General features: G+C 54.3%; 25 protein-coding genes. 15 read left to right on the top strand and 10 right to left on the bottom strand.

Going from position 1 to position 24913, the window contains the following annotated elements; all coding sequences use genetic code 11:
* The first annotated feature begins 145 nt into the window (after positions 1-145).
* From rbsK to CHU32_RS15890, 3 genes are read left to right on the top strand one after another with little or no spacing between them, the layout of a single operon-like run.
* The gene (gene rbsK, locus CHU32_RS15900) at positions 146-1066 is read left to right on the top strand and encodes a ribokinase (RefSeq protein ID WP_103676292.1); all 921 of its coding nucleotides are present in this window, start codon (positions 146-148) and stop codon (positions 1064-1066) included.
* Positions 1067-1093: 27 nt separating this feature from the next.
* A complete protein-coding gene (gene fucP, locus CHU32_RS15895; RefSeq protein WP_103676293.1) occupies positions 1094-2410 on the top strand; it encodes an L-fucose:H+ symporter permease in 1317 nt (438 codons plus the stop codon).
* Positions 2411-2421: 11 nt separating this feature from the next.
* Positions 2422-3435 (top strand): aldose 1-epimerase family protein, encoded by a 1014-nt coding sequence (locus tag CHU32_RS15890; protein ID WP_103750885.1) that lies wholly within the window; start codon positions 2422-2424, stop codon positions 3433-3435.
* A gap of 307 nt (positions 3436-3742) precedes the next feature.
* On the opposite strand, the gene CHU32_RS15885 is transcribed toward CHU32_RS15890, so the two are convergent.
* The 3 genes from CHU32_RS15885 to CHU32_RS15875 all read right to left on the bottom strand — a co-directional run bounded on the left by CHU32_RS15885 (position 3743) and on the right by CHU32_RS15875 (position 7554).
* Positions 3743-5053 carry an MFS transporter gene (locus tag CHU32_RS15885; protein WP_103676295.1) on the bottom strand — a complete coding sequence of 437 codons (1311 nt, stop codon included), beginning with the start codon at positions 5051-5053 and terminating at the stop codon, positions 3743-3745.
* A gap of 62 nt (positions 5054-5115) precedes the next feature.
* Positions 5116-6639 (bottom strand): UxaA family hydrolase, encoded by a 1524-nt coding sequence (locus CHU32_RS15880; RefSeq protein WP_103676296.1) that lies wholly within the window; start codon positions 6637-6639, stop codon positions 5116-5118.
* Positions 6640-6654: 15 nt separating this feature from the next.
* Complete coding sequence (locus CHU32_RS15875; protein WP_103676297.1) at positions 6655-7554, bottom strand: dihydrodipicolinate synthase family protein; 900 nt, start codon at positions 7552-7554, stop codon at positions 6655-6657.
* Positions 7555-7828: 274 nt separating this feature from the next.
* On the opposite strand from CHU32_RS15875, the gene CHU32_RS15870 reads away from it, so the two are divergent.
* Positions 7829-8281, top strand: coding sequence for a DUF1198 domain-containing protein (locus tag CHU32_RS15870; protein ID WP_103676298.1), 453 nt, complete (start codon positions 7829-7831; stop codon positions 8279-8281).
* Between the two features lie 91 nt (positions 8282-8372).
* Positions 8373-9563 (top strand): purine ribonucleoside efflux pump NepI, encoded by a 1191-nt coding sequence (gene nepI, locus CHU32_RS15865; protein ID WP_103676299.1) that lies wholly within the window; start codon positions 8373-8375, stop codon positions 9561-9563.
* A 35-nt stretch (positions 9564-9598) separates the two neighbouring features.
* Here the strand turns inward: nepI and CHU32_RS15860 are convergent, their stop codons facing one another.
* The 5 genes from CHU32_RS15860 to CHU32_RS15840 all read right to left on the bottom strand — a co-directional run bounded on the left by CHU32_RS15860 (position 9599) and on the right by CHU32_RS15840 (position 14519).
* Positions 9599-10978 (bottom strand): carbohydrate porin, encoded by a 1380-nt coding sequence (locus CHU32_RS15860; RefSeq protein ID WP_103676300.1) that lies wholly within the window; start codon positions 10976-10978, stop codon positions 9599-9601.
* A 166-nt stretch (positions 10979-11144) separates the two neighbouring features.
* Positions 11145-11447 carry a PTS lactose/cellobiose transporter subunit IIA gene (locus CHU32_RS15855; RefSeq protein ID WP_139156238.1) on the bottom strand — a complete coding sequence of 101 codons (303 nt, stop codon included), beginning with the start codon at positions 11445-11447 and terminating at the stop codon, positions 11145-11147.
* A gap of 7 nt (positions 11448-11454) precedes the next feature.
* A complete protein-coding gene (locus CHU32_RS15850) occupies positions 11455-12843 on the bottom strand; it encodes a glycoside hydrolase family 1 protein (RefSeq protein WP_103676302.1) in 1389 nt (462 codons plus the stop codon).
* 17 nt (positions 12844-12860) lie between these two features.
* The gene (locus tag CHU32_RS15845; RefSeq protein ID WP_103676303.1) at positions 12861-14192 is read right to left on the bottom strand and encodes a PTS sugar transporter subunit IIC; all 1332 of its coding nucleotides are present in this window, start codon (positions 14190-14192) and stop codon (positions 12861-12863) included.
* A 12-nt stretch (positions 14193-14204) separates the two neighbouring features.
* Positions 14205-14519, bottom strand: a complete 315-nt coding sequence (locus CHU32_RS15840) for a PTS sugar transporter subunit IIB (RefSeq protein WP_103676304.1) — start codon at positions 14517-14519, stop codon at positions 14205-14207.
* Between the two features lie 292 nt (positions 14520-14811).
* Between CHU32_RS15840 and CHU32_RS15835 the strand changes: the two genes are divergently transcribed.
* The gene (locus CHU32_RS15835) at positions 14812-15765 is read left to right on the top strand and encodes a LacI family DNA-binding transcriptional regulator (RefSeq protein ID WP_103676305.1); all 954 of its coding nucleotides are present in this window, start codon (positions 14812-14814) and stop codon (positions 15763-15765) included.
* Here CHU32_RS15835 and CHU32_RS15830 read toward each other — a convergent pair.
* On the bottom strand, positions 15762-16673 hold the full coding sequence (locus CHU32_RS15830) for an EamA family transporter (protein WP_103676306.1): 912 nt from the start codon (positions 16671-16673) through the stop codon (positions 15762-15764). The genes CHU32_RS15835 and CHU32_RS15830 overlap by 4 nt on opposite strands.
* A gap of 86 nt (positions 16674-16759) precedes the next feature.
* Between CHU32_RS15830 and CHU32_RS15825 the strand changes: the two genes are divergently transcribed.
* The 7 genes from CHU32_RS15825 to CHU32_RS15795 all read left to right on the top strand — a co-directional run bounded on the left by CHU32_RS15825 (position 16760) and on the right by CHU32_RS15795 (position 22134).
* Positions 16760-17182, top strand: a complete 423-nt coding sequence (locus tag CHU32_RS15825) for a GNAT family N-acetyltransferase (RefSeq protein WP_103676307.1) — start codon at positions 16760-16762, stop codon at positions 17180-17182.
* Positions 17183-17329: 147 nt separating this feature from the next.
* On the top strand, positions 17330-17593 hold the full coding sequence (locus CHU32_RS15820; RefSeq protein WP_103676308.1) for an antitoxin: 264 nt from the start codon (positions 17330-17332) through the stop codon (positions 17591-17593).
* A gap of 2 nt (positions 17594-17595) precedes the next feature.
* Positions 17596-17985, top strand: coding sequence for a type II toxin-antitoxin system VapC family toxin (locus CHU32_RS15815; RefSeq protein ID WP_103676391.1), 390 nt, complete (start codon positions 17596-17598; stop codon positions 17983-17985).
* A 122-nt stretch (positions 17986-18107) separates the two neighbouring features.
* Positions 18108-19001 (top strand): DHH family phosphoesterase, encoded by an 894-nt coding sequence (locus CHU32_RS15810; RefSeq protein WP_103676309.1) that lies wholly within the window; start codon positions 18108-18110, stop codon positions 18999-19001.
* Positions 19002-19101: 100 nt separating this feature from the next.
* Positions 19102-20295 (top strand): Na+/H+ antiporter NhaA, encoded by a 1194-nt coding sequence (gene nhaA / locus CHU32_RS15805; RefSeq protein WP_103676310.1) that lies wholly within the window; start codon positions 19102-19104, stop codon positions 20293-20295.
* Positions 20296-20388: 93 nt separating this feature from the next.
* Positions 20389-21165, top strand: coding sequence for an MBL fold metallo-hydrolase (locus CHU32_RS15800; protein WP_103676311.1), 777 nt, complete (start codon positions 20389-20391; stop codon positions 21163-21165).
* A gap of 15 nt (positions 21166-21180) precedes the next feature.
* Complete coding sequence (locus CHU32_RS15795) at positions 21181-22134, top strand: GlxA family transcriptional regulator (protein ID WP_103676312.1); 954 nt, start codon at positions 21181-21183, stop codon at positions 22132-22134.
* 138 nt (positions 22135-22272) lie between these two features.
* On the opposite strand, the gene CHU32_RS15790 is transcribed toward CHU32_RS15795, so the two are convergent.
* Positions 22273-22668, bottom strand: a complete 396-nt coding sequence (locus CHU32_RS15790; RefSeq protein ID WP_103676313.1) for a (R)-mandelonitrile lyase — start codon at positions 22666-22668, stop codon at positions 22273-22275.
* A 145-nt stretch (positions 22669-22813) separates the two neighbouring features.
* On the opposite strand from CHU32_RS15790, the gene CHU32_RS15785 reads away from it, so the two are divergent.
* Positions 22814-23704: a LysR family transcriptional regulator gene (locus CHU32_RS15785; protein ID WP_103676314.1), complete on the top strand. Its 891-nt coding sequence runs from the start codon at positions 22814-22816 to the stop codon at positions 23702-23704.
* A gap of 145 nt (positions 23705-23849) precedes the next feature.
* On the top strand, positions 23850-24839 hold the full coding sequence (locus CHU32_RS15780) for an aldo/keto reductase (RefSeq protein ID WP_103676315.1): 990 nt from the start codon (positions 23850-23852) through the stop codon (positions 24837-24839).
* Positions 24840-24913 lie beyond the last annotated feature (74 nt).

Raw genomic sequence — 24913 nt, 5'->3', positions numbered from 1 at the left:
ATTGAGACGGCTACCTTTTTACTGGTTAACAACTAAACGATAAAATGATCCTGTAATCGCGATCGTAGTCACAAATGATACTAAAATAACATGATAATGTTACGATAATATCATTGTTATGTGATTGTTTCTGAGAGGTAGTAAAATGGATATCGCGGTTATTGGCTCGAACATGGTGGATCTCATCACCTACACCAATCAGATGCCGAAAGAGGGTGAAACCCTTGAAGCGCCGGCCTTTAAAATCGGCTGCGGCGGCAAGGGGGCTAATCAGGCGGTCGCGGCGGCCAAGCTGAACTCAAAAGTGCTGATGCTGACCAAAGTCGGCGACGATATCTTTGCTGATAACACCATTCGTAACCTGGAGTCATGGGGCATTAATACCACGTATGTGGAGAAAGTCCCCTGTACCAGCAGCGGCGTCGCGCCTATCTTCGTTAATCCGAATTCCAGCAACAGCATCCTGATCATCAAAGGGGCAAATAAATTTCTTTCTCCGGAAGATATCGATCGCGCGGCAGAAGACTTAAAAAAATGTCAGCTCATCGTATTGCAACTGGAAGTCCAGCTGGAGACGGTTTACCACGCCATTGAATTCGGGAAAAAACATGGAATCAACGTGTTATTAAACCCGGCTCCGGCGCTACGCGAGCTGGATATGTCCTACGCCTGCAAATGTGACTTCTTTGTGCCAAATGAAACTGAGCTGGAAATACTGACCGGCATGCCAGTTGATTCTTACGATAATATTCGCGCCGCCGCCCGTAGCCTGGTGGATAAAGGGTTGAATAATATTATCGTGACGATGGGCGAAAAGGGCGCGCTATGGATGACACGCGATCAGGAAGTCCATGTCCCTGCTTATAAAGTGAATGCCATTGATACCAGCGGTGCGGGCGACGCCTTTATTGGCTGTTTCGCACATTATTACGTCCAGAGCGGTGATGTTGAAAGCGCGATGAAAAAAGCCTCGCTCTTTGCCGCCTTTAGCGTCACCGGGAAAGGTACACAATCGTCTTATCCCAGCATTGAGCAATTCAATGAATTTCTGGCATTGAACGAATAATCACCCTGCACAGTAAAAGGTAGCACTATGAACGATAAAAACATCGTTCAGATGCCTGACGGGTATCTGAATAAAACCCCTCTGTTCCAGTTTATTTTGTTATCCTGCCTGTTCCCGTTATGGGGATGCGCGGCTGCGTTGAATGACATATTAATCACGCAGTTTAAAAGTGTTTTTTCATTAAGTAACTTTGCCTCCGCGCTGGTGCAAAGCGCGTTTTATGGCGGTTATTTTTTAATTGCTATTCCTGCGTCGCTGGTGATTAAGAAAACCAGTTATAAGGTGGCAATCCTCACCGGCCTGACGCTGTATATTGTTGGCTGCACACTGTTTTTCCCCGCCTCGCACATGGCAACCTACACCATGTTCCTGGCGGCTATTTTTGCTATCGCGATCGGCCTGAGCTTCCTGGAAACGGCGGCGAATACCTACAGCTCGATGATTGGCCCTAAATCACATGCTACGCTGCGCCTGAATATCAGCCAGACGTTCTATCCGGTTGGTGCGGCGGCGGGCATTCTGCTGGGTAAATATCTGGTTTTCTCGGAAGGCGACAGTCTGCAAAAGCAGATGGCAGGCATGAACGCTGAGCAGATCCACAACTTCAAAGTGCTGATGCTGGAAAACACCCTTGAGCCGTACAAGTACATGATTATGGTGCTGGTCGTGGTGATGGTGCTGTTCCTGCTGACCCGCTTCCCGGACTGTAAAGTGGCGCAGACGGCGAATCATAACCGCCCTTCAGCGGCACAGACGCTGCGTTATCTGGCTGGCAACGCCCGCTTTCGTCGCGGTATCCTGGCGCAGTTCCTCTACGTCGGTATGCAGGTGGCGGTCTGGTCGTTTACCATCCGCCTGGCGCTGGAAATGGGCGATATTAATGAGCGCGATGCGTCAACATTCATGGTTTACAGCTTCGCCTGCTTTTTTATCGGCAAGTTTATCGCCAATATTCTGATGACCCGCTTCAATCCAGAAAAAGTGCTGATCCTGTATTCCGTTGTCGGCGCACTTTTCCTCGCCTGGGTTTCTCTGGTACCGAGCTTTAGCGCGGTATGGGTGGCGGTACTGGTCAGCGTGCTTTTTGGACCCTGTTGGGCGACGATTTATGCCGGTACGCTGGACACGGTAGACAATGAGCATACTGAAATGGCGGGTGCGGTGATTGTCATGGCCATTGTTGGCGCGGCGGTAGTTCCGGCGATTCAGGGCTACGTGGCGGATATGTTCCACTCGCTGCAACTTTCCTTCCTGGTCTCTATGTTGTGCTTTGTCTACGTCGGGGTATATTTCTGGCGCGAGAGTAAAGTTCGCCGTAACCTGACTGAAGCCACTGTTTCCTGAGGAGAAAAAGAATGACCACACGTTTGATGCTCTGGCGCGAATTGTTCAGTGAGCAGCCGCGTCCTCTGCTGGAAAACGCTGATTTCACTGTAACAGCGTTCCGTTATGCCAGTGGGATTGAAGGGTTGCGGGTAGCCAATGCCCGCGGTCACCTGGTTATTCTGCCCTGGCTGGGGCAGATGATTTGGGATGCAGAGTTTGACGGCCACGACCTGACTATGCGCAACATGTTCAGTCAGCCGAAACCTGCGCGAGAGGTCGTTGAAACTTACGGCTGCTTTGCCTTTCATTCCGGGCTGCTGGCGAATGGCTGCCCCTCGCCGGAGGATACCCATCTGCTGCACGGCGAGATGGCCTGTGCGTCGATGGATGAGGCCTGGCTGGAAGTTGAGGAGGATAGCGTGCGTGTCGTCGGGCGCTATGAATACGTGATGGGATTTGGTCATCATTACCTGGCGCAGCCTGCGGTGACACTGCATAAAGACAGCGCCTTATTCGACATCCGGATGGCGGTAACGAACCTGGCGTCAGTAGCAATGCCGTTACAGTATATGTGCCATATGAATTACGCATATGTGCCGGATGCCACTTTTCGCCAGAACGTGCCGGACGAGGCGCTGACGCTGCGCGAATCGGTGCCGTCGCACGTCAAACCCACGGATCAATGGCTGGCATTCAACCGGCGTATTTTGCAGGGGGAAGCCTCGCTGAAAACGCTCAATGAGCCGCAGTATTACGATCCGGAAATTGTCTTTTTTGTCGATAAGCTGGACGCGTATACCGCTCACCCTGAGTTCACGATGACGGCCCCGGATGGCACGACATTTGTCACCCGCTTTGCCAGTGATGAATTCAATTATGCGACCCGCTGGATTTTGTATAACGGCGATCAGCAGGTTGCTGCCTTTGCGCTCCCCGCTACCTGCCGACCGGAAGGTTTCCTCGCCGCGCAGAACAACGGCACCCTGCTTTACCTTGAGCCACAGCAGACCCGGACGTTTACCGTTACCACAGGGATAGCCTGAAGGCAGATTCGCCAGTGCCACTCAGGCCGCTGGCGAACCGACATGCCCGGTGGCGCTGCGCTTACCGGGCATGCGTATTAATTTAACCCTTTGATTCTGAATATAAATTCCGTGCTATCTTACCGTAGGCCGGGCAAGCGCCAGCGCCGCCCGGCATGGTATCACCGGAGCCGCTTTGCCCGGTGGCGCTGCGCTTACCGGGCCTACATATTAATTTAACATTTTGATTATAAATATAAATATCGCTATACCCTATCGTAGGCCGGGCAAGCGCCAGCGCCGCCCGGCATTAACGGCAACAGCGTCATTACTGTTCTTCTACGACCATTTTCTTATCGAAATTAATCAGCAACGAGCACACCAGATACCCCACCGCCGCCAGCGCGAAGAACATCATCGCGGCATAATAGTTACCGGTAGACTGCACCAGGAAGCCAATAAAAATAGGCAGAATGGCGGCAAACAGATTGCTGGTAAAGTTCATTGTACCGCAGATGGTTCCCGCCACAGACTGTGCGCCGAGCAGGCCCGGAATTGACCAGTAAACGCTGGCCCAGCGTAGCGGGAAAAGCGCAATGGTCAGAAGGGTAATCGCAATCGCAGGCGTTGAACTCTGGGCACAAAGGAAAATACCCACGCCAGCGGTAGTCGCGGAAATTGCCAGCATGGTATGCATCACGCGGCTGGTTTTTGCACCTTTGCTGCGCCATTTATCCATGATGTAGCCGCCAGTCAGTTGACCCACAAAGCAGAGCAGAAAAATTAGCGCCATCGCGCCGCCCATCGATTTAATATCAAAACCATACGTGGCCTGGAAGTAGAGCGGCAGCCAGGTCATTAATCCATAAAACACAAAGCTGTAGCAGACCCAGCCGCCGATCAGCGCCAGTACATTACGCTGCTTCAGATACGGTTTGATATCCGCCAGACGATACTTTTTGCTGCTGGTTGCTGACCCGTTGGCGACAGCAATATGATCCAGCTCGGCTTGATTAATACGCGGATGCTCTGACGGATAAGTACGGATATACCACCAGGCCAGCAGACCCACCAGCATGGTTCCAACACCTGCTACCACAAACGCCATCCGCCATGAATCGAAGAGCGCGATCAGCCCGGCGATAATCACCGCTCCCAGTGCCGTGCCCAGCGGCGCGCCGCCGTCCAGCAGCATAGAGCCGCGTCCGCGTTCTGTCGGCGTCAGCCAGGTGCCCATCAGTTTAGCGCCAGCGGGCATAATAGGTGATTCGGCTATGCCCAGACCGAGGCGCGAAACCGACAGGGTAAAAATAGAGTGACACAGCGCGGCAATCGCCTGAAACGCGCCCCACAAAATTGTTGCCAGAGCGATAATATTCCTGGCTTTAAACTTATCGGCAATTACCCCGCTGGGAATTTGCATTAATGCATAGGCCCAGAAAAAGGCGCTATGAATTACGCCGACAACGCGCGTATCGGTAATACCAAATTCATCAGTAATATACGGCATGGCAATAGAAAGTGAGGTGCGGTCAATATAATTGATGGCCCCCAGAATCAACATAATAATAAATATCCGCCATCTTACCGTGGTTGCCTTTAATTTTTCTTCTTCGGTATGAGCATGAACTATAGACATAGAAACTCCTTGCCATGCTCAATAAGAGCATGGCGGTACGAGGTAGAGTGAGGTACAACAAATTACATAATGGAGCCAATCGTCCAGGGAACGAACTCCTGGCTTCCATAGCCAAATTCTTCACTTTTTGTTTTTTTACCGGACGCCATCTCAAGGATCATGGTGTAAATCCGCTCGCCAACCTCAGCGATAGATTCTTCTCCCTCGACGATGGTGCCGCAGTTGATATCCATATCCTCCTGCTGACGCTGCCAGAGCGCATTATTGGTTGCCAGTTTCATACTTGGCGTAGGTTTAGAGCCGAACGCAGAACCGCGCCCGGTGGTGAAACAAAGCAGATTTGCGCCACCGGCGATTTGTCCGGTGACGGCAATCGGGTCATAGCCGGGGGTATCCATAAACACGAATCCTTTTGCCGTCACGGGTTCGGCGTATTCATAGACCGCCGTCAGGTTAGTCGTTCCGGCTTTGGCAATGCCACCGAGTGATTTCTCAAGAATGGTGGTTAAGCCGCCGACTTTATTGCCGGCGGAGGGATTATTATTCATCTCACTGCCGGTTCGACGGCAGTATTCTTCCCACCAGTGGATGCGTGCAATCAGCTTCTCGCCGACCTCGCGCGAGACTGCGCGGCGGGTAAGCAGGTGTTCCGCGCCGTAGATTTCTGAGGTTTCGGAAAGAATGGCGGTGCCGCCCTGCTGAACCAGCTTGTCCACCGCGTAGCCCAGCGCCGGGTTAGCCGAGATGCCGGAGTAGCTATCTGAGCCGCCGCACTCCAGCGCCAGAATGATTTCGGAGGCCGGGATCGGCTCACGAACGACCTGATTGGCCAGCGGCAGCATGGTATTAACCAGCGCAATGCCCTTCTGGATCGCCTGCCGCGTTCCGCCAACGTCCTGAATGGTATAGCTGTGCATCATCGGGCCATCTGCCAGCCCGTGCGCATTCATCATGTCTTTGATTTGGCTGGATTCACAGCCGAGACCAATAATGATCACGCCCGCAAAGTTGGCATGAGTCGCGTAGCCCGCCATGGTACGGCGCATAACCTCCATCGACTCGCTCTTTGCGCCAATCGCACAGCCAAAGCTTTGCGGCAGTGACACTACGCCATCAACGTTGGGGTAATCTGCCAGCCCGTGCAGACGAAAATGATCTTCAATCGCCCGCACCACCGTCGCACTACAGTTCACGGAGCTTAAAATGCCGATATAGTTGCGGGTGGCGGCGCGGCCATCGGCGCGGCGGATGCCGTTGAAGGTGTCCGGGTGGTCGGTGACGGTGACCGGATGGCTGTCCACGCCCCAGGCGTAATCGCGCTCGAAATCGCCCATTCCCAGGTTATGCATATGAATATGCTCACCCGCTTTAACTGGCTGGGTGGCAAAACCAATAATCTGGCCGTAGCGTTTTACCGCTTCTCCCGCCGCTATATCGCGAACGGCGATTTTATGCCCGGCCGGGATCTCGCTCAGGACGGTAATGCCTTCTTGCGCAAGCCAGGTACCCTCAGGAACGTTCTGTCTTGCAATCACCACATCATCTTTAGCATTAAGTTTGAGTACCGGATTGATGTTCATTGTCATTGCTCTCTTGCTGATTTACAGATTACTGTGAGCCAGAATATTTCTGACCTGTTCTGTTTTTTCGTTATTAAGAGGTAACGCCGGAGGAACCACGGCGGTAGAGATATCGACTCCACTCAGTTTAATTGCCGTTTTAATCACGCCAAAAAAAGGCTGTTCCAGCGCGTACAGCGGGGAAAGTTTTGCCAGCTGCTGCTGGAACGCGCGGGCGCGGGCTAAATCATTATTGATGAAAGCATCATAAATTCCGCGCGTGATCTGCGGCGCGAAATTAAACGTCGCCGGAATACCGCCATGACCGCCCAGCAGCAGCGTATCGAGCATATATTCGTCATAGCCGCTGAAAATAATAAAATCGGGACGGAAGGTGTGAACGCGATTAATGATTTCCCGGGTGTGGCTAATATTATCAATCGTGTCTTTAATACCAACAATATTCGGTACATCACGCGCCAGACGGGTAATAACGTCCAGACCGATATCCTGGCCCGTCAAATCGGGGAAGTTATACAAAAAAACGGGCGTATCCAGCGCCTCTGCAACGCGCTGAAAGTGGGTAAAGCGTGCTTCATCGCTCAGCTTCGCATAGTACGGGTTAACCACCAGTACCCCATCCGCCCCCGCCTGCTGAGCATGCAGCCCCAGTTCAATGGTCTCTGCGGTGCCCGCGCAGGCGATGCCAATCAGCACCGGCACTCTTCCCGCCACATGCTCCAGACAAAATGCGGCAATCTCTTTGCGCTGTGGGGTCGAAAGATGACTAAATTCGCCGCCGCTGCCAAGGATCAGCATTCCATCAGCGCCGTTTTTAATCACGTGGTCAATCATCGTGGCCATGCCGGGTTTGTCCAGCGTGCCAGTTTCATCCACGATGGTAGGGACAGGAGGGAAAATACCTTTGAATGCCTTTAACATTGCTTTACCTTTGTTCTGTATATGGAACCAATATTCTGTATGTTGAATTAAGTACAGCAAATGACGTTGACGTCAGTCAACGGGTTTTTATGAGGTATATGAACAATTGTGACGGCGGTTCAGGTTTAGCTGTCGTATTGGTGAAAATGCGGATGATGACATTACCAGGTCGCGATATGCCCAGTTTATGGAACAAACCCTTTCATTCGTTTGTTGTATCATGAGAGGCTAAGGCGTGACGGCGTTAAACGTAAGGATATAAAGCGAGATACGCATGATTTGGATAATGCTGGCAACGCTGGTCGTTGTTTTTGTTATAGGTTTTCGGGTACTCACTTCCGGCCCGCGGCGGGCGATCCGTCGCCTGAGCGAACGGCTGGGGCTGACCCCTGAGCCGGTAGAGTCAATGATCGACCAGATGGGCAAAGCGCCCGGTCATGAGTTTTTGCAGTATCTTGAGCGCCCGGATGAGTCGCATCTGCTCAATGCCGCACAGGTTTTGCTAATCTGGCAGGTGTCGGTGGTTGATAGCAGCGAACAAAATCTGCTGCGCTGGCATCGCCTGCTGCAAAAAGCCCGTCTGGCCTCGCCGATTACCGATGCACAGATTCGCCTGGCACAAGGTTTTTTGCGCGAGCTGGAGCCGGAAGGGTATGAACTGAACGCTTTTCAGGCGCGTTATAACGCCCTGTTTCAACCGGAAGAGGGCGTCTATTGGCTGCATTAAATGCGCCAATAGTTGTCGAAACGTTAAGTAGATCACATTCAGAATGTTACACTGAGCGGCTGTACGTTAAATATCACGCCGGGTAAGCATAATGAGTGAGCACAATCTTAAAACCCCACACGGTGAGGTTCATCGCCCAAACTGGGCGGCGGTCTTCGCCGTGGCCTTTTGCGTTGCCTGTCTGATTACCGTTGAGTTTTTGCCGGTGAGCCTGCTGACGCCGATGGCCGAGGATTTAGGGATTTCCGAAGGGCTGGCGGGTCAGTCTGTCACCGTCACCGCGTTTGTGGCGATGTTCGCCAGCCTGTTTATTACCCAGACCATTCGGGCCACCGATCGCCGCTATGTAGTGATCCTCTTCGCCGTGCTGCTGACGCTCTCCTGCCTGCTGGTATCGTTTGCCAATAATTTTACGCTGCTGCTGCTGGGACGCGCCTGCCTGGGGCTGGCGCTTGGCGGTTTCTGGGCGATGTCGGCCTCGCTAACCATGCGTCTGGTACCGGCGCGCACGGTGCCGAAAGCGCTGTCGATTATTTTTGGCGCGGTTTCCATCGCACTGGTGATTGCCGCGCCGCTGGGCAGTTTCCTCGGCGGCGTCATCGGCTGGCGGAATGTGTTTAACGCCGCGGCGGTGATGGGCGCAGTCTGTATTCTGTGGATCTGGAAATCGCTGCCGTCGTTGCCTGGCGAAACCGAACATCATGAGAATATGTTTGGCCTGCTGAAGCGCCCCGGCGTGCTGGCGGGGATGATCGCCATCTTTATGTCTTTTGCCGGACAGTTTGCTTTCTTTACTTATATTCGCCCGATTTTCACCACCCTGGCCGGGTTTGATGTGGATGGCCTGACGCTGGTGCTGCTGAGTTTTGGCATCGCCAGCTTTATCGGCACCTCGTTCTCCGCTGCTATCCTGAAACGCTCGGTGAAAGTGGCACTGGCCTGCGCGCCGCTGGTTCTCGCGCTGAGTGCGCTAGTGCTGATGCTGTGGGGCACGGATAAAATCGTCGCCTCAACGGTGGCGGTGGTCTGGGGGCTGGCCTTTGCGCTGATCCCGGTGGGCTGGTCGACGTGGATCACCCGCACGCTCTCCGATCAGGCGGAAAAAGCTGGATCGATCCAGGTGGCGGTGATCCAGCTTGCCAATACCTGTGGCGCGGCGATCGGGGGTTATGCACTCGATAACCTCGGTCTGCTGTCGCCGCTGGTGCTTTCCGGCAGCCTGATGCTGCTGACGGCGCTTCTGGTGGCAGCGAAAGTACGCGTTAAGGGCAATATTCATTAAGAAAGGGAAGGCCGATGAAGGCCTTCCGACGTTTATCAGAACCACGCCTCCCACATTGCGCCGACGTTGAAATCATCAAGCGTTTCATCGTCGGTGCCATTAACCCGCGCCGTGCGCTTGTTGTCCACTTCGCCGCCCGTCACATAGAAGCGCAGCATCGGGCGGAACTCCGGTCCCATGGCGATGGAGATGTTTTGCGAGAGCGTGACTTTCCAGCCTTTGTTATCGCCGCCTTCATCGTAATCTACGCGTTGATAGCCTGCTTCCAGCCAGGTCGAATGTACGTCGTTCCAGAAATACATCGGACGCACGATGGCACCGTAGTTTTTGCGGTTATCGCTGCTGTCGCTGTCGTTGTCATAATCATGGAACGCCAGCAGATATTCCACCTGCGCCTGCTGCGTGAATTTATGGCTACCTTCAAAGCTGGCGTAAATCGCCGTCAGATCGTCGGTTTTACTGTAAACGCTGTTATCTGAGTTATCCGAATAGCGGGCAATGACTTTATTCACCCCGCTGTCGTTGGTATGGCTCAGCACCACGCCGCCCTGCCAGGCCTTCATCCGCTCGTCGCTCTCCACGTCTTTTGAGTCAAAGCCATAGTTGGCGTACAGCTCCAGATCCAGCGGGCCAACGTTCATGCCATGAATTTTTGAGGTCAGCGCATAATTACCTTTATCGCCTGTACCGGAGCCGCCGGTGCAGGTGATGCGCGACGGGTTCGCTTCGTCTTCCATCACTTCAGGACTACAGGACTCCACGGCGGCGACAGCGGCAACATCAAACTTCACGCCGCCGATATCGAAGTTTTTCACCCCGGCACCCTGCCCATCGTGGTTCATCCAGAAGTAATCGTTAATGCCCTGCTGCGGTCGCTGGTGGAAATCGCGGCCCGCCCACAGATAGGCATCCGGGTTAGACGCCAGCAGGTTGGTTACCCCAGCATAAGCTTTTTTAAGGTTAACCTCATCGCCCCAGTGATCGAACATCACGTTGACGTCCCAGATAGCCCCGTTATCGCCTTTAAAGGCTTTTGAGAGCTGGAATTCGCCGCCGTTACCTTCGTTACCCAGACGGCCAATCGCCGAGGCACCGTTATAGGAGCCGTCCACGCCGACGTATTTCTGATCGCCTGCTTTAAAATGTGCGCCATAGCGGGCATAGCCGCTAAATTTCACGCCGAACGGAATAGCCATATCCGGGCTTTGCGCCGCGCTTTGTGGTTCGTTGACGACGTCTGCCTTTTTATCGACTGCCGCATCCATTTTTGCCTGACGCTCCGCGAGCGCTTTATCGACCGCTTTTGCCACAATCGCGTCAATTTGTTCCTGCGTAAATTCCTGGGCGAGGACAGAAATTGGGCACAGGGCGGCGATAACCGCCAGAGTTAATGGAAGTTTGTTTGCTATTTTCATGGTTATCTCAATGTAATTAACTATTTTTAGATAATAACCACCCGGTTCTGGTCTGACTGAATAAGCCGCTATCACCAAAACAAGTTGATTTTTTATGACTGCCGGATACAGATTAATTAAATGCTATCGTAATAAATACTCCACTCCAGAAGTTAACGGTCAGATATTAACGTTGATAAAGATGAATAATTTCGCCTGCCAGCTCACGCGCCAGTAAAGAGGTCATTAAATGATCCTGCGCGTGCACCATAATTAACGTCATGGGCTGCCGGGCTTCACCGGCATCCTGCTCAATTAATTTGGTTTGCATTTTATGGGCGTCGCGGGCGTAGCCGTCGGCCTCGCGCAGCAGGCTGTTAGCTTCGACAAAATTGCCGTCCCGCGCGGCCTGCAAGGCTTCAAAACACAGGCTGCGCGACTGGCCCGCGTTGACGATGATTTCCATCACCGCATCTTCTAATATGATCATCATTCACTCACTCTTTATCAAAACTATTACTGGCGGCGACGGCGGAAAACCATTCACCACTTTTTTTAACGATCCGCTGTTGGGTAGATAAATCAAGCTGGACAAAGCCATAACGATTTTTATAACCATTACACCATGACCAGTTATCAATAAAGGTCCACATGTGGTAGCCAAGACACTGGCAGCCTTCGCTAATCCCTTTATGCAGCCACGCAAGGTGATTACTAATAAAATCGATCCGATACTCGTCGTTTATTTTGCCGTTATTAATAAAACGCGCTTCATTTTCAACACCCATGCCGTTTTCAGAAATAAAACAGCGCGGGTTATTATAATTAACACGTAAATTGGTGAGGATATCGTAAATACCCGGCGGGTAAATTTCCCAGCCACGGTAAGGATTCATTTGCCGGCCAGGCATGTCGTAATGGTCAAATAACCATTCCGGCATAAACGGCGCGTCGGGGTTAACCGCGCTGTCCCGGCATTTCACCCGCCGTGGCTGGTAATAGTTAATGCCCAGCAAATCGATTTTACCGTCGGCAATCAGCGCACTGTCGCCCGGCTCGCAAAGCGGAAGCTGGTCGTACTGTTTAAGCAGTTCCACCAGATCCTGCGGGTATTGCCCGCGTAACACCGGGTCCAGAAAGCTGCGGTTAAACAGCAAATCCGCACAGTGCGCCGCGTTTACATCCGCCGGATTGTCTGAACGTGGATAAGAGGGCGTCAGGTTAAGCACGATGCCAATTTCACCCTCGTAACGCCCGGCGCGAAACAGGCGCACCGCCGAGGCGTGAGCCAGCACAGTATGGTAAGCCACCGTCGCCGCCCGACGAAAATCCACCACGTTCGGGTAGTGAAAGTCATACAGATAACCGCCTTCTACCGGGACGATCGGCTCATTGAAAGTGAACCAGTGCTTCACGCGATTGCCGAAAAGCCTGAAACAGGTGTCGGCATAGCGGGCAAACGCAGCCACCACATCACGGTTTTCCCAGCCGCCTTTCTCCTGCATCACCATCGGCATATCAAAGTGAAAGAGGGTGATAAACGGTGTAATGCCTTGCGCCAGCAGTTCATCAATCACCGTGTTGTAGAAGATTACCGCCTCAGGGTTGACCTCGCCGGTGCCGTCCGGGATAAGGCGCGACCAGCTAATCGAGGTGCGAAAGCTGTTATGGTTCAATTGCTTTAGCAGCGCGATATCCTGCTGCCAGTGCTGATAAAAGGTGGAGGTCTCATCCGGGCCGATCCCCTGATGAAAGCGCCACGGCTGGCGCGCGAACCAGACATCCCACGTTGTCTGGCTCTTACCGCCGTGCTGGCTTTCCCCTTCGGTTTGCAGCGCCGAGCTGGCGCTTCCCCACCAGAAGCCTGCGGGAAATGTGTATTTCATGGTATTTGCCTTTTCCTTTACGATGAGTGGCCGACGGTTTCCGCGGCAGGCACGGTGCTTTGCGCTTTCTGCTCTTCGGTTTTGATCAACGAGCGTTCATAGGCGCGCAGGAAAGGCAGATACATCAGCGCCGACATCGCCATACAGATGAAGCACATGATCACCGGGCTGAGCGCCCAGTTTGCTGCCCATGAGGCACCGATGGGTGCGGGGGTGGTCCACGGCGTCAGGGAGACCACTTGTTCCAGCCAGCCCATGCGCGTGGCGGCATAAGCCAGACAGGCATTCACCAGCGGAACGCAGACAAACGGAATGAACAGCATCGGGTTCATGATGATCGGCGCGCCGAACAAAATCGGTTCGTTGATGTTAAAGAAGCTCGGCACCACGCCCATTTTGCCGATGGTGCGCAGATGCGTCACGCGGCTGCGCAGCAGCAAAAACGCCAGCGGCAGCGTGGAGCCTACGCCGCCAATCAGCAGGTAGTGATCCCAGAAACCTTGCAGGTAAACGTGCGGCAGAGCAGCACCGGCAGCCAGCGCCGCCTGGTTTGCCGACAGATTTGCCATCCAAAACGGGTTCATAATACCGGTGACGATAAGCGATCCGTGGATGCCGGCAAACCAGAAAATCTGGCACAGCAGCACTGAGAGCAGGATTGCAGGCAGTGAATCCGAGGCCGATACCAACGGTTCCAGCAAGTGCATAATTGCCTGGGGTATAATCATCCCAGTTTTGGCTTCAATCAGCAGATTAAGCGGATGCAGCGTGGCAATCACCACCAGCACCGGGATCAGGATTTCAAACGAACGCGCCACGCCGGTCGGCACTTCTTTTGGCAGCCGAATAGTGACGTTATTCTGCTTGAGCCAGGCATAAACGCGTGTCGAGTAAATGGCGGTAATGAGCGCGGTAAAAATCCCCTGGCCCGACAAATACTGCGTTGAGATTTTGCCGTCGGCATAGGGCGCGGCGACCAGCAAAAACGCCATAAAAGCCAGCAGGCCGGACATCACCGGATCGAGATTAAACTGGCGGCCCAGGCTGGCCCCAATCCCCACCGAGATGAAAAACGTCATTACGCCCATGCTGAGGTTAAATGGCAGCATAAGCTGTTCCCGATACGTCTGAGAGAAATCCAGCCAGCCGCGTGCAAAGCCATTGGTGGTTTCAGCAGAGAATGGTGGGAAAATAAACACCAGCATAAACGATCCGATGATCATAAACGGCAGCGCGGCGGTAAAACCGTCACGGATCGCAATCACATACTTTTGCTGCCCCAGCCGACCGGCAAGCGGGGTGATGGATTGTTCAATGACGGCAACCATTGACTGATAAAGCGAACTCATAATGACACCTTTTTAGTGTGCCGCTTCGATGAGCGACAGAGCGTAATCCAGCACCTTGTCACCGCGCTGCATTCCGTAATCCATCATATCAATGGCCTGAACGGGAATGCCGTGAGTGGCAGCCTTTTCGGAGAGTGTTTTTAACATATATTTTACTTGCGGTCCGAGCAGCACGACCTGATATTGCGGAAACTGCATATCAAATTCGGAAACGCCATACGCATCAATTTTCACCGGCAACGCGCGTTGGGCAGCGACTTCTTCCATTTTCCTGACCAGCAGGCTGGTGGACATTCCGGCGGAACAACAAAGCATGATCTTGTACATCGACAGCCATCCTCAAATGTAAAAACTTATTGCGGAGACGATTGGATAACATATGGAAACCGGTTTCCATTCATAAACCGCAGAACTGTGACCGCTATCAATATCCTGGCGTTATTGGCTAAATTTATGCGCTTTGGGTCACGTATTGAGTCCGTGTTTTGCAATTTTGGCTATCAATGGAAAATCGGTTTCCATGAAAAAAGGAAACGGATATACTGCAAGTGGCGAATATTTAAGCCAATGTTGCATCCAGAGTAATATGGACTGGCTGAGGGGCCGGAAGAGGATAAAGATGTCTACAATCAACGATGTATCGCGTTTAGCTGGGGTTTCTAAAGCCACAGTTTCACGGGTGTTGAGCGGCACGCGCGGGGTAAAAGAAGCCAGTCGGCAGGCCGTGCTGAAAGCGGTTGAGGAGCTTAACTATCGACCCAACGTGATTGCACAATCGCTGTTCAGCCAGTCAACGGGCTGCATCGGGGTGATTTGCGCCCAGGATAATATCAATCAAACCACCGGCTATCTTTACGCGCTGGAAAAACACCTCAGCCAGCATCAAAAGCATCTTCTGCTGCGGTTTGCCAATACCCGAAACGATGTCATGAGCGCCCTTGACGAACTGAGCTGCGGCCTGTGTGACGATATACTGATTATCGGTGCCCGTTTCCCGCTCAACATTCAGCAGGATAACGTTATTCTGGTGGACTGCTCGGTGTCCGGCGACGTTAACAGCATTCAGTTCGATCACGAATTCGCCGCGGAAACCGCCTGTCATTACCTTATCAGTCAGGGACGTCGGCAGATCGCGCTTATCCAGCCGGACGGCAGCGGTTTTGCCGATCGGGTGCTGCTCGGTTATAAACACGCGCTGGAAAAAAACTTCCTGCCGTTTAACCGTAATCTGGTCTTTATGGCGTGTACGTCTTCTTCCGTGGCGCTTCAGGAGCTACTTAACAACGCCACGACCCTGAATTTCAACGCCCTGCTGGTGGCGGATGAGCAGGAGGCACAGCGGGTGATCCCCCAGCTTCAGGCGTTTAATAAATCGGTACCGGATGACATCATGGTCTTCAGCCTCGCTGGATCGCTACAGCTTCCGGGTATCCCTACCATCCCGGCCATTGAGTATTCTATGGACGCCATGGCCGCGCGGATCGTGGGCTGGCTGAATGAAAAAACGCAAAACGTTCTCGACTCTTACGTTTTGCGCGGAGACCTGATTATTCCCGATGTGCGCCGACGTTAACCCGGTTGTTTTGCGTGGCCTTTGCGCCGCGAATCCATCGCAATCAGCACCACCGAGGAGAGGATTAGCAGGGTGCCAAGCCAGTCCGGGAGCGTAAACGTGATGCCGAGCAGTAGCAGCGACAGCAGGGCGCTGCTGAGCGGTTCGGCGCAGCTCAGAATGCTGGCCTTTGGCCCACCAATCATCTGCGCGCCCTTCAGATACATGCTGAAGGTCAACGCCGTGCCAATCACCACCAGATAGAAGAACGCCAGTAGCAGCCCGCCGTTGACCACAAAATGGGTTTCATTCCCGGCGTAGAACGGCAGTAGCATCGCGCCGCCCAGCAGCATACTCCAGCCGACCACCGGTAGCGTGCCGAAGCGGGCAATCAGCGTAGAGGGATATGTGGTGTAGAAGGCGGCGGAAAACGCCGACACAATTCCCCAGATTAACGCTGCCGGAGAAATTGACAGCGAGGTCGGGTTCCCGTGTGTGACCAGCAAAAACGTGCCCGCCAGCGAGGTAAAGATGGCCAGAAACACCAGCCCGCCGGGCCATGTTTTGCGCACGGCGGCAAACCAGGCGACGATAATCGACGGCGATAAAAACTGCAAAATAGTCGCCGTCGCCGCGTTTGATTTTTCAATCGTTACCAGGAAGGTGAGCTGGACAGTGAGCGCGCCAACGATCGTAAACAGCAGCAAGCTGACAGCATCCTTCGGCGTTTTCAGAATGGAGAAAATTTTATCGCCGTGGATGAATGACAGGGTGAGCAGAATAAACCCGGAAAACAGCAGGCGGATCATGGTCAGAAACGGCGCGGAGATCTGGCTTTCCTGCATAATAAACTGTGCGCAGACGCCGGAACTTCCCCACAGCACAGCGGCGAGCAGGACATACATAATCCCTTTTTTGGTCGATCCCATTTTTCCCTCAAATCGGTTTATTTTTTAACGCGCCGCATCATAACATAAGCCTTCGATACGAAAACTTACCTGGATTTTGAGGGCTTATGGAATTAACCGTGACGCAAAACGTGACCGCAGAAGATCAGGAAGAACTCCTGGCCGGGCTGCGGGCGTATAACAGCCAGTTTATTGACGCCAGCGGCTGGGGTGAAGTAGGCGTCTATGCCCGCGATGAAAACGGCAGGATGACCGGCGGCTTAATCGCCGAACAAAAGGGCGACTGGTTTTGCATCAAATACCTGTGGGTAAGCGATGCCACTCGTGGTTCCGGGCTGGGCAGCAGGTTAATGGCGGCGGCGGAACAGCAGGCGCAGAAGATGGGCTGTCTGCACGCGCTGGTCGACACCGTCAGTTTTCAGGCGCTGCCGTTTTACCAGAAGCAAGGTTATCAGTTGCAGATGACGCTGGAAGATTTCCCGTACAAGGGCATGCAGCGGCATTACCTGGCGAAGGGATTATTGAGATAATGTGAAGCAGCATAGCAAAACGGTTGGTACGTTCTGCAAACAGAGAAACACATTGCGAGTTGATTTCCGGAAGCGAACATTGTGCCTTGCATCAGGTGCAAAAAAAGGCCTATGCTTAGGCATATGCCAACGTTTCAGGAGGATGCTATGGAACGTATCGCCCGACTCTTTAAAAATGGCCGCAATCAAGCGGTCAGACTCCCGGTTGAGTTCGAATTTGATACTGACAAGGTGTACATCCGTCGCGATGAAGAGGGAAATGTTATTCTCTCTAAAAAACCGTCGAAGCCAGATAACTGGGACCACGTATTTGGTCTCATCAAAAAAGCGCGTATTCCGGATACCTTTCTGGATGAAGATGAACGTAATCAGGATATTACGGAAAGAGATCCTTTTGCAGGAGCAAAATAATGTTGTATATGATGGATACGAATACGGTCAGTCATCTTTTTCGTCAACATCCGAACGTTATCGCCAGAATAGCCGAAATTTCACCGCGTGATATTTGTATTTCAAGCGTAACGGAAGCCGAACTTCTGTATGGTGTAGCGAAAAGGCAAAGTAAAACGCTTAAGGCCAGTGTGCTGGCCTTTCTTGATTCAGTGACCATTTATGACTGGGATAGCCATGCTGCTGCCTGTTATGGCGTGCTACGTGCCACCATGGAAAAGAAAGGAAAAATAATGGGCACCATGGATCAACTTATTGCCTCCCATGCGCTAAGCCGTAAAGTGACCCTTGTTTCTAACGATCATGCATTTGCTATGGTGCAGGGGCTTAACCGGGAAGACTGGACGGTATAAGCGCTGCTGTAAACGTCGAAATCCGAAAAAGAAGCAGGCCGGACAACGGGCCGGTAATAACGGCTTTGTGTCGTTCTGCGTGATATAATCCGGGGCTGGGAACAGCATGCCTGGAGAGGATAATGATACAGGTTTTGGGGCATCTTCATCCTGACAGCGATGCGGTCTGTACTGCCGTCGTCGCTGCGCAGTGGCTGACGCACAGCGGGCGGGATGCTCGCGCGTGGCGTACTGGCGAACTGAATAAAGAGACACAGTTTATTTTTCAGCGTGCAAACCTGACGCCGCCCGCGCTGCTTGATATGCCGCTACAGGATTGTGACGTCTGGCTGGTGGATTTCACTGAACCCGCGCAGGGGCCGCAATCGCTTCAGGAAAGCAATATCGTCGGAATTATCGATCATCATCGTCTCGGCGGTCTGGTGACCCGCTTGCCACCGGAAGTGTGGATCAAGCCGGTGGGCAGCAGCGCCACGGTGTTGTGGCAATTAATGCAGCCCGAAACGCTTTGCGTCGCCCACGCGGTGCTGCTGCTCGGCGCTATTCTGAGCGATACCGTGGCGTTACGCTCGCCGACCACGACTGACGATGACCGCCGGGCGGTAGATGCGCTCGCGGCTATCGCAAATATTGACCTCGCGACGTTTACCCACGATCTGCTGGCAGCCAAAACCGATATTACCGGGATGAGCGCGCACGCGTTGCTGAACAAAGATATCAAGGCGTTCACCCTCGCGGGACATGCCGTCCAGATTGCCCAGCTTGAGTTGTATTCCCGGGCGCAGGTTGACGCGGTATTACCCGAGCTGCTGGAGGAGATGAACGCGCATGCCGTGCGCACCGGTGCTGAACTGGTGGTGCTGATGCTGAGCGAAATCAGTGAAAACGGCTCGGTGCTTTACTTCTCCGGCTCCGCCCTTGCAGACGCTGAACCCCGCCATGTGCCGGGAATGTTAAGCCGCAAAAAACAGATGCTGCCGTGGCTCGAGGAACGTCTGCGCGCGCAGTCAGCCTGATGTTTACCGGTTTTTACCGCCAGGAAGGGCTCCTGGCGGGCCAAATGTGGTAAATTTCACCCCCGCAGTGAATCACCATTCGTCATGACAAGGAGGCCCAATGCCAGACGTAATTACCCGTACCGCACGACGCCAGGCCAGAGCGCTGGTCTCATTATTTAAGTCGGCTTCAGCTGGCGGCATTATCCTCATCATCGCGTCAGCAGCGGCGATTATAGTTGCCAACTCATCGCTTGCAGAGATGTACCGCTGGCTGCTGCATTATTCCATCGGCGGACTGAGCGTTGAACTGTGGGTCAACGATGCGCTGATGGCCATTTTCTTCCTGCTGGTCGGCGTTGAGATCAAACGCGAAATGCTTATTGGCCAGCTGGCAACGTGGGGGCAACGGGCGCTTCCCGGGTTAGCTGCGCTCGGCGGGATGGCGGTACCTGCGCTAATCTACTTAGGCTTTAACATTAGCAATGGCGAGACGGTCGCTGGCTGGGCAATCCCGTCCGCCACCGATATCGCCTTTGCGCTGGGGGTACTGGCGTTGCTTGGCAGCCGGGTACCAATCTCGCTGAAGATTTTCCTTTCCGCGCTGGCGATCCTCGATGACATGGGCGCGGTGATCATCATCGCCCTGTTTTACACCGGCGGCCTTTCCGCCATGATGCTGGCGGCGGCGGGCGGCATGGTCCTGCTGCTGATGCTGATGAACCGGATGGGTGTCAAACGGCTGACGCCGTATCTGCTGGTGGGCGTGGTGCTGTGGTTCTTTATGTTGCAGTCTGGCGTTCATGCCACCATTGCGGGCATTTTGCTGGCGCTGTTCATTCCGCTGAAAGGCAAAGATGAACAGCAGGATGCGCCGCTGGACAAGCTGGAGCATGTGCTTTCGCCGTGGGTGACATTCCTGATCCTGCCGCTGTTTGGTTTTGCCAACGCGGGTGTGTCGTTGGGCGGCCTGACGATGGACGACCTGCTTTCACCGGTGCCGGTCGGCGTGGCGCTTGGGCTGTTTATCGGTAAGCAGATTGGCGTATTTGGCATGGCTTTACTGGCCATTAAAACCGGACTGGCTCCCCGTCCGCATGGCAGTTCGTGGTCACAGCTCTACGGCGTATCGGTGCTGTGCGGCATCGGTTTCACCATGAGTTTGTTTATCGGCAATCTGGCCTTCGCCCGCACGCCATTGCTGGTCGATGAAGTGAAAATTGGCGTGTTGGCCGGGTCGATTGTGGCGGCGCTGGCCGGCATGCTGATCCTGCGTTTCTCGTCCTCACGCAATGAATCGCATCGGGAAAGTTGACCCGATCCCATCGTTATATGCCCAAATGCCTGCGGTACGCCGCAGGCCGTGTGTTTATGCTTTCTCCCTACTCACCTGATGCCGGAGATAAAGATGAACATCACCCAAATACGTAACGCCACCCAACGGATTACCTATGGCGGGAAAAGCTTTCTTATCGATCCGATGCTGGCAGAAAAAGAAGCCTATCCCGGTTTTGCCGGGTCCGCGCGGGCTGAATTACGTAACCCGCGCGTTGACCTGCCCGTGCCGCTGGCGGATTTGCTGGATGTCGATGCCATCATCGTCACCCATACGCATCTTGATCACTGGGATGATGCGGCGGTAGCGCTGATCCCTAAATCAATGCTGATTTTTGTGCAAAATCAGCGCGATGAAGCCCTGCTACAGGAACAGGGATTTACGCATCTACAGGTAGTAGACGCCGCCACCCGTATCGGCGACGTGACGCTGATGAAAACTAACGGCCAGCACGGCCCAGATGCAGCGTATACGGATGCTCAGCTTGCCGCGCGCCTCGGGGAGGCCTGCGGTGTGGTATTTACACATCCGCGGGAAAAGACGCTTTATCTGGCCGGAGACACTGTCTGGGTTCCCGCCGTGGAAGCCGCGTTGCGGCAATATCAGCCTGAGGTGGTCGTGTTAAATGCCGGATGGGCGCATATTATTGGCGTGGGGGCGATTATTATGGGAAGTGAAGACCTGCTCAGAACGCACCGGATCGTGCCGCAGGCGCGTATTATCGCGACCCACATGGAGGCGATAAATCACTGCCTGCTTACCCGTGCGGCCCTGCGTGAGTATGTTGATATTAACCAATTTGGCGATCGGGTGAGCATTCCGCTGGATGGAGAAACCGTGAGCTGTTAATACCGGAGAATAATGATGTCTGCGCCAGCCGTCGCCCTTGTCGTCACGCCTGATTTCAGTCCGTTTCATCTCTCCGTGCCGTGCATCCTGTTCGGCGAGAAAATCGCGGCGCGAAAGCTGTTTGATTTGAAACTCTGTGGCATAACGCCCGGAACCGTAAACGCAGCCGCCGGGTTTTCGGTGGTTGCAACCCACGGGGTTGAAGCAATCGCGACGGCAGATATTGTGATTATTCCGTTCTGGCACAGCGTCAATGAACGTCCGCCGCAGGTGCTGCTCGACGCGCTGGTGGCGGCGCACCGTAACGGCGCGCAGATAGTGGGACTGTGCCTCGGCGCGTTTGTGCTCGGCTACGCCGGGCTGCTGGACGGACGCCATGCGGCAACCCACTGGGAGTATGAGCACGATTTTCAGCGGCTTTTTCCGCGGGCGCAATTAGATATTAACGCGCTGTATCGCGATGACGATCGGTTGATCACCTCTGCTGGCACCGCCGCTGCGCTGGATTGCTGTCTGTATCTCATTCGCCAGCGCGTTGGCAGCGCCACGGCCAACCAGATTGCCCGACGGATGATCGTCCCGCCCCATCGTGAAGGCGGTCAGGCGCAGTTTATTGCGCATGCGGTACCGCAAACGACGCAGGATGCACGCATCAACACGTTGATAGCGCATCTGCGGGACAACCTGAACCAGCCGCACGATCTCGATACCCTGGCCGCGCTCGCCTCCATGAGTCGCCGCACGCTGACGCGTCATTTTATCAAGGCTACCGGACAAACCGTCGCCGACTGGATCGCCGTTGAGCGCCTGCGTCGTAGCCAGGCGCTACTCGAGGGCGGCGATCTGTCCGTTGAACATATCGCGGAGCATGTCGGTTTTCGGTCGGCGATCACCTTTCGCCAGCAATTTAAACACCGTTTCGGCGTCAGCCCCAGCGAATGGCGTAAAACCTTTCGCGGGCAGGCGTAGCGTTGTGCCCACCATGCCCGGCGGCGCTGCGCTTGCCGGGCCTACAGGTATCAGGAGCCATTTTGCATAATGCAGGCCGGGCAAGCGCAGCGCCGCCCGGCAGGTCCGCACACCGGGGCCGGACGTTTTCCTCCAACCCTATTGCCGGTACTGCTCATCGCTCACTTTTTCCATCCACGTTACCGGGCTGCCGTCCACCGCTTCGGCAATGGCGATATGCGTCATGGCGGTTTCGGGCGTCGCGCCGTGCCAGTGTTTCACATTTTCTGGTATCCAGACGATATCCCCCGGATGCATCTCCTCAATCGCCTCGCCTTCACACTGTATCCAGCCTTTGCCCTGCGTCACGATCAGCGTCTGACCGAGCGGATGAGTATGCCATGCCGTGCGAGCACCAGGCTCAAAGGTGACCGTCGCGCCGCCGACACGGGCGGGCGCATCGGCGCTGAACGGTGCGTCAATCCGCACGCGTCCGGTAAAATACGCTTCTGGCCCGGATGCTGACGCAATGGAACCGCTACGAATAATTTTCATGCTTTTTCCTCTCCTGAAGTGTGCGTTAAGCTTACGCACTCCCGCCCTAAAGCATTACCCGCCCATCCTGAAATGGACCTATGAATTTAATTCATCACTGTGCGCGTTATACTTATGCCACCTCATGACTCCTCCAGACACGCCCATGCTGAAAGAAAACGTTAATGACCTGATCGCTTTCCTGATGGTGGCGCAGGAAAAAAGCTTCACCCGCGCGGCGGCAAAGCTCGGGCTTTCGCAGTCGGCTCTCAGCCACTCCATGCGCGCCCTGGAAGAGCGAATGGGTATTCGTCTGCTGACCCGTACTACGCGCAGCGTCTCGCCAACAGAAGCAGGAGAGCGGCTGATTGAGCGCATCGGCCCGCATTTTCAGGATATCGAAAATGAACTCAGCAGCCTGAAAGACATGCGTGACATCCCGGCAGGCAATATCCGCATTACGGCGGGCGAGCACGCGGTGGACTACGTCCTGTGGCCGGTGCTGCGGGACTTTATGGTCCGCTGGCCAGACATTAACGTTGAGGTGACGGTAGACAACGCGCTGATGGATATCGTCACACAGCGTTTTGACGCGGGTATTCGTCTCGGCGAAGCGGTGGCGAAAGACATGATTGCCATTCCTGTCAGCCCGCCGATGCGTATGGTGGTGGTCGGTTCACCTGAATACCTGCGCCAGCACGGGACGCCGCAGGTGCCAGCCGATCTGCAGCAGCATCGCTGCGTTAACATGCGGCTGCCGACAGCAGGGGGCTTATTGCCGTGGGAGTTTTCCCGCGACGGAAAAGCGCTGAAGGTGCGGGTGGAAGGCCAGTTGACGATCAACGCCTTACGCCACCGTATTGAGGCCGCCCGCGCGGGAATGGGGCTGGTGTATATTCCCGAGGATACTGTCGAAGCAGCTATCGCCTCGGGTGAACTGGTGGGCGTGCTGGACGCGTGGTGCGAGCCGTTTCCGGGATATTACCTTTACTATCCCAGCCGCCGGCAGCACACCACGGCGTTTTCGCTGTTCGTTGAGGCGATGCGTTTGCCTTAACGTACCTCTGCAATGAGTAAATCACGCAGCACGCCAGAGTATTAATGAATCTGCCTCATAAACTTATCCCGATTATACCCGCTAATGCTTTTCCCGTTACTGGAGTACGCTGTTGTTCAGGCATCACACTGTGGAGAGCAAACACATGCAAAAACGTATTCTGGGAAAAAACGGCCCGGTGGTTTCCGCGCTGGGACTGGGATGCATGGGCCTGAGCTACGGTTACGGCCCGGCCACGGAAAAAAAGCAGGCAATTGATTTGATACGTGCAGCCGTCGAGCGCGGCGTAACGTTCTTCGACACGGCAGAAGTGTATGGTCCGTATCTGAATGAAGAGGTGGTCGGCGAAGCGCTGAAACCCGTGCGTGACAAGGTGATCCTCGCCACTAAGTTCGGTTTCACCTTTGGCGATGACAACAAACAGCAAATCCTCAACAGCCGCCCGGAGCACATTCGCCAGGCGGTGGAAGGTTCTCTGCGCCGCCTGAAAACCGAGGTGATTGATCTGCTGTATCAGCATCGCGTCGATCCTGATGTGCCGATTGAGGACGTCGCTGGGACGGTGCAGCAGTTAATTGCCGAGGGTAAGGTCAAGTATTTCGGTCTTTCCGAGGCAGGGGCAGAAACGGTCCGTCGTGCGCACGCCGTTCAGCCCGTCACCGCGCTACAAAGCGAATATTCATTATGGTGGCGCGAGCCGGAACAAACCATTCTGCCGACGCTTGAAGAACTGGGCATTGGCTTTGTGCCGTTCAGCCCGCTGGGTAAAGGCTTCTTAACCGGTGCCATCACGGCGGATTCCGCGTTCGGTCAGGATGATTTCAGGAGTAAGGTACCGCGTTTTGCCAGCGAAGCGCTGGAAGCCAATCAGCAACTGGTGACAAGGCTCAATGACATCGCCGCCGATAAAGGCGCGACGCCCGCACAGATCGCCCTGGCGTGGCTGCTGGCACAAAAACCGTGGATTGTCCCGATCCCTGGTACCACCAAACGTCATCGCCTGGAGGAAAACCTGGCCGCAGCGGACGTCACGCTGGATAAACGCGACCTGCAACGCATCAGCGACGCGCTGGAAGCCATCCGCATCACCGGCGATCGCTACCCGGCGGAATTACAGGCGCGGGTCGGGCGATGAGCTGATAATGTGCATCTGAACGCCGTCAAAACATCACGAAAACCTATTATTCCCGTCCTGTCTCTTTTTCGCAC

Origin of the sequence: Superficieibacter electus (assembly GCF_002915575.1) — a bacterium.
GTDB classification, from domain to species: domain Bacteria; phylum Pseudomonadota; class Gammaproteobacteria; order Enterobacterales; family Enterobacteriaceae; genus Superficieibacter; species Superficieibacter electus.
This window is presented reverse-complemented; position numbering and strand designations above follow the sequence as displayed.

What these genes read in the sequence shown, in the direction of transcription:
- rbsK (WP_103676292.1), top strand. Translation starts at nt 146, where the DNA reads ATGGATATCGCGGTTATTGGCTCGAACATGGTGGATCTCATCACCTAC.
- fucP (WP_103676293.1), top strand. Translation starts at nt 1,094, where the DNA reads ATGAACGATAAAAACATCGTTCAGATGCCTGACGGGTATCTGAATAAA.
- CHU32_RS15890 (WP_103750885.1), top strand. Translation starts at nt 2,422, where the DNA reads ATGACCACACGTTTGATGCTCTGGCGCGAATTGTTCAGTGAGCAGCCG.
- CHU32_RS15885 (WP_103676295.1), bottom strand. Translation starts at nt 5,053, where the DNA reads ATGTCTATAGTTCATGCTCATACCGAAGAAGAAAAATTAAAGGCAACC.
- CHU32_RS15880 (WP_103676296.1), bottom strand. Translation starts at nt 6,639, where the DNA reads ATGACAATGAACATCAATCCGGTACTCAAACTTAATGCTAAAGATGAT.
- CHU32_RS15875 (WP_103676297.1), bottom strand. Translation starts at nt 7,554, where the DNA reads ATGTTAAAGGCATTCAAAGGTATTTTCCCTCCTGTCCCTACCATCGTG.
- CHU32_RS15870 (WP_103676298.1), top strand. Translation starts at nt 7,829, where the DNA reads ATGATTTGGATAATGCTGGCAACGCTGGTCGTTGTTTTTGTTATAGGT.
- nepI (WP_103676299.1), top strand. Translation starts at nt 8,373, where the DNA reads ATGAGTGAGCACAATCTTAAAACCCCACACGGTGAGGTTCATCGCCCA.
- CHU32_RS15860 (WP_103676300.1), bottom strand. Translation starts at nt 10,978, where the DNA reads ATGAAAATAGCAAACAAACTTCCATTAACTCTGGCGGTTATCGCCGCC.
- CHU32_RS15855 (WP_139156238.1), bottom strand. Translation starts at nt 11,447, where the DNA reads ATGATCATATTAGAAGATGCGGTGATGGAAATCATCGTCAACGCGGGC.
- CHU32_RS15850 (WP_103676302.1), bottom strand. Translation starts at nt 12,843, where the DNA reads ATGAAATACACATTTCCCGCAGGCTTCTGGTGGGGAAGCGCCAGCTCG.
- CHU32_RS15845 (WP_103676303.1), bottom strand. Translation starts at nt 14,192, where the DNA reads ATGAGTTCGCTTTATCAGTCAATGGTTGCCGTCATTGAACAATCCATC.
- CHU32_RS15840 (WP_103676304.1), bottom strand. Translation starts at nt 14,519, where the DNA reads ATGTACAAGATCATGCTTTGTTGTTCCGCCGGAATGTCCACCAGCCTG.
- CHU32_RS15835 (WP_103676305.1), top strand. Translation starts at nt 14,812, where the DNA reads ATGTCTACAATCAACGATGTATCGCGTTTAGCTGGGGTTTCTAAAGCC.
- CHU32_RS15830 (WP_103676306.1), bottom strand. Translation starts at nt 16,673, where the DNA reads ATGGGATCGACCAAAAAAGGGATTATGTATGTCCTGCTCGCCGCTGTG.
- CHU32_RS15825 (WP_103676307.1), top strand. Translation starts at nt 16,760, where the DNA reads ATGGAATTAACCGTGACGCAAAACGTGACCGCAGAAGATCAGGAAGAA.
- CHU32_RS15820 (WP_103676308.1), top strand. Translation starts at nt 17,330, where the DNA reads ATGGAACGTATCGCCCGACTCTTTAAAAATGGCCGCAATCAAGCGGTC.
- CHU32_RS15810 (WP_103676309.1), top strand. Translation starts at nt 18,108, where the DNA reads ATGATACAGGTTTTGGGGCATCTTCATCCTGACAGCGATGCGGTCTGT.
- nhaA (WP_103676310.1), top strand. Translation starts at nt 19,102, where the DNA reads ATGCCAGACGTAATTACCCGTACCGCACGACGCCAGGCCAGAGCGCTG.
- CHU32_RS15800 (WP_103676311.1), top strand. Translation starts at nt 20,389, where the DNA reads ATGAACATCACCCAAATACGTAACGCCACCCAACGGATTACCTATGGC.
- CHU32_RS15795 (WP_103676312.1), top strand. Translation starts at nt 21,181, where the DNA reads ATGTCTGCGCCAGCCGTCGCCCTTGTCGTCACGCCTGATTTCAGTCCG.
- CHU32_RS15790 (WP_103676313.1), bottom strand. Translation starts at nt 22,668, where the DNA reads ATGAAAATTATTCGTAGCGGTTCCATTGCGTCAGCATCCGGGCCAGAA.
- CHU32_RS15785 (WP_103676314.1), top strand. Translation starts at nt 22,814, where the DNA reads ATGCTGAAAGAAAACGTTAATGACCTGATCGCTTTCCTGATGGTGGCG.
- CHU32_RS15780 (WP_103676315.1), top strand. Translation starts at nt 23,850, where the DNA reads ATGCAAAAACGTATTCTGGGAAAAAACGGCCCGGTGGTTTCCGCGCTG.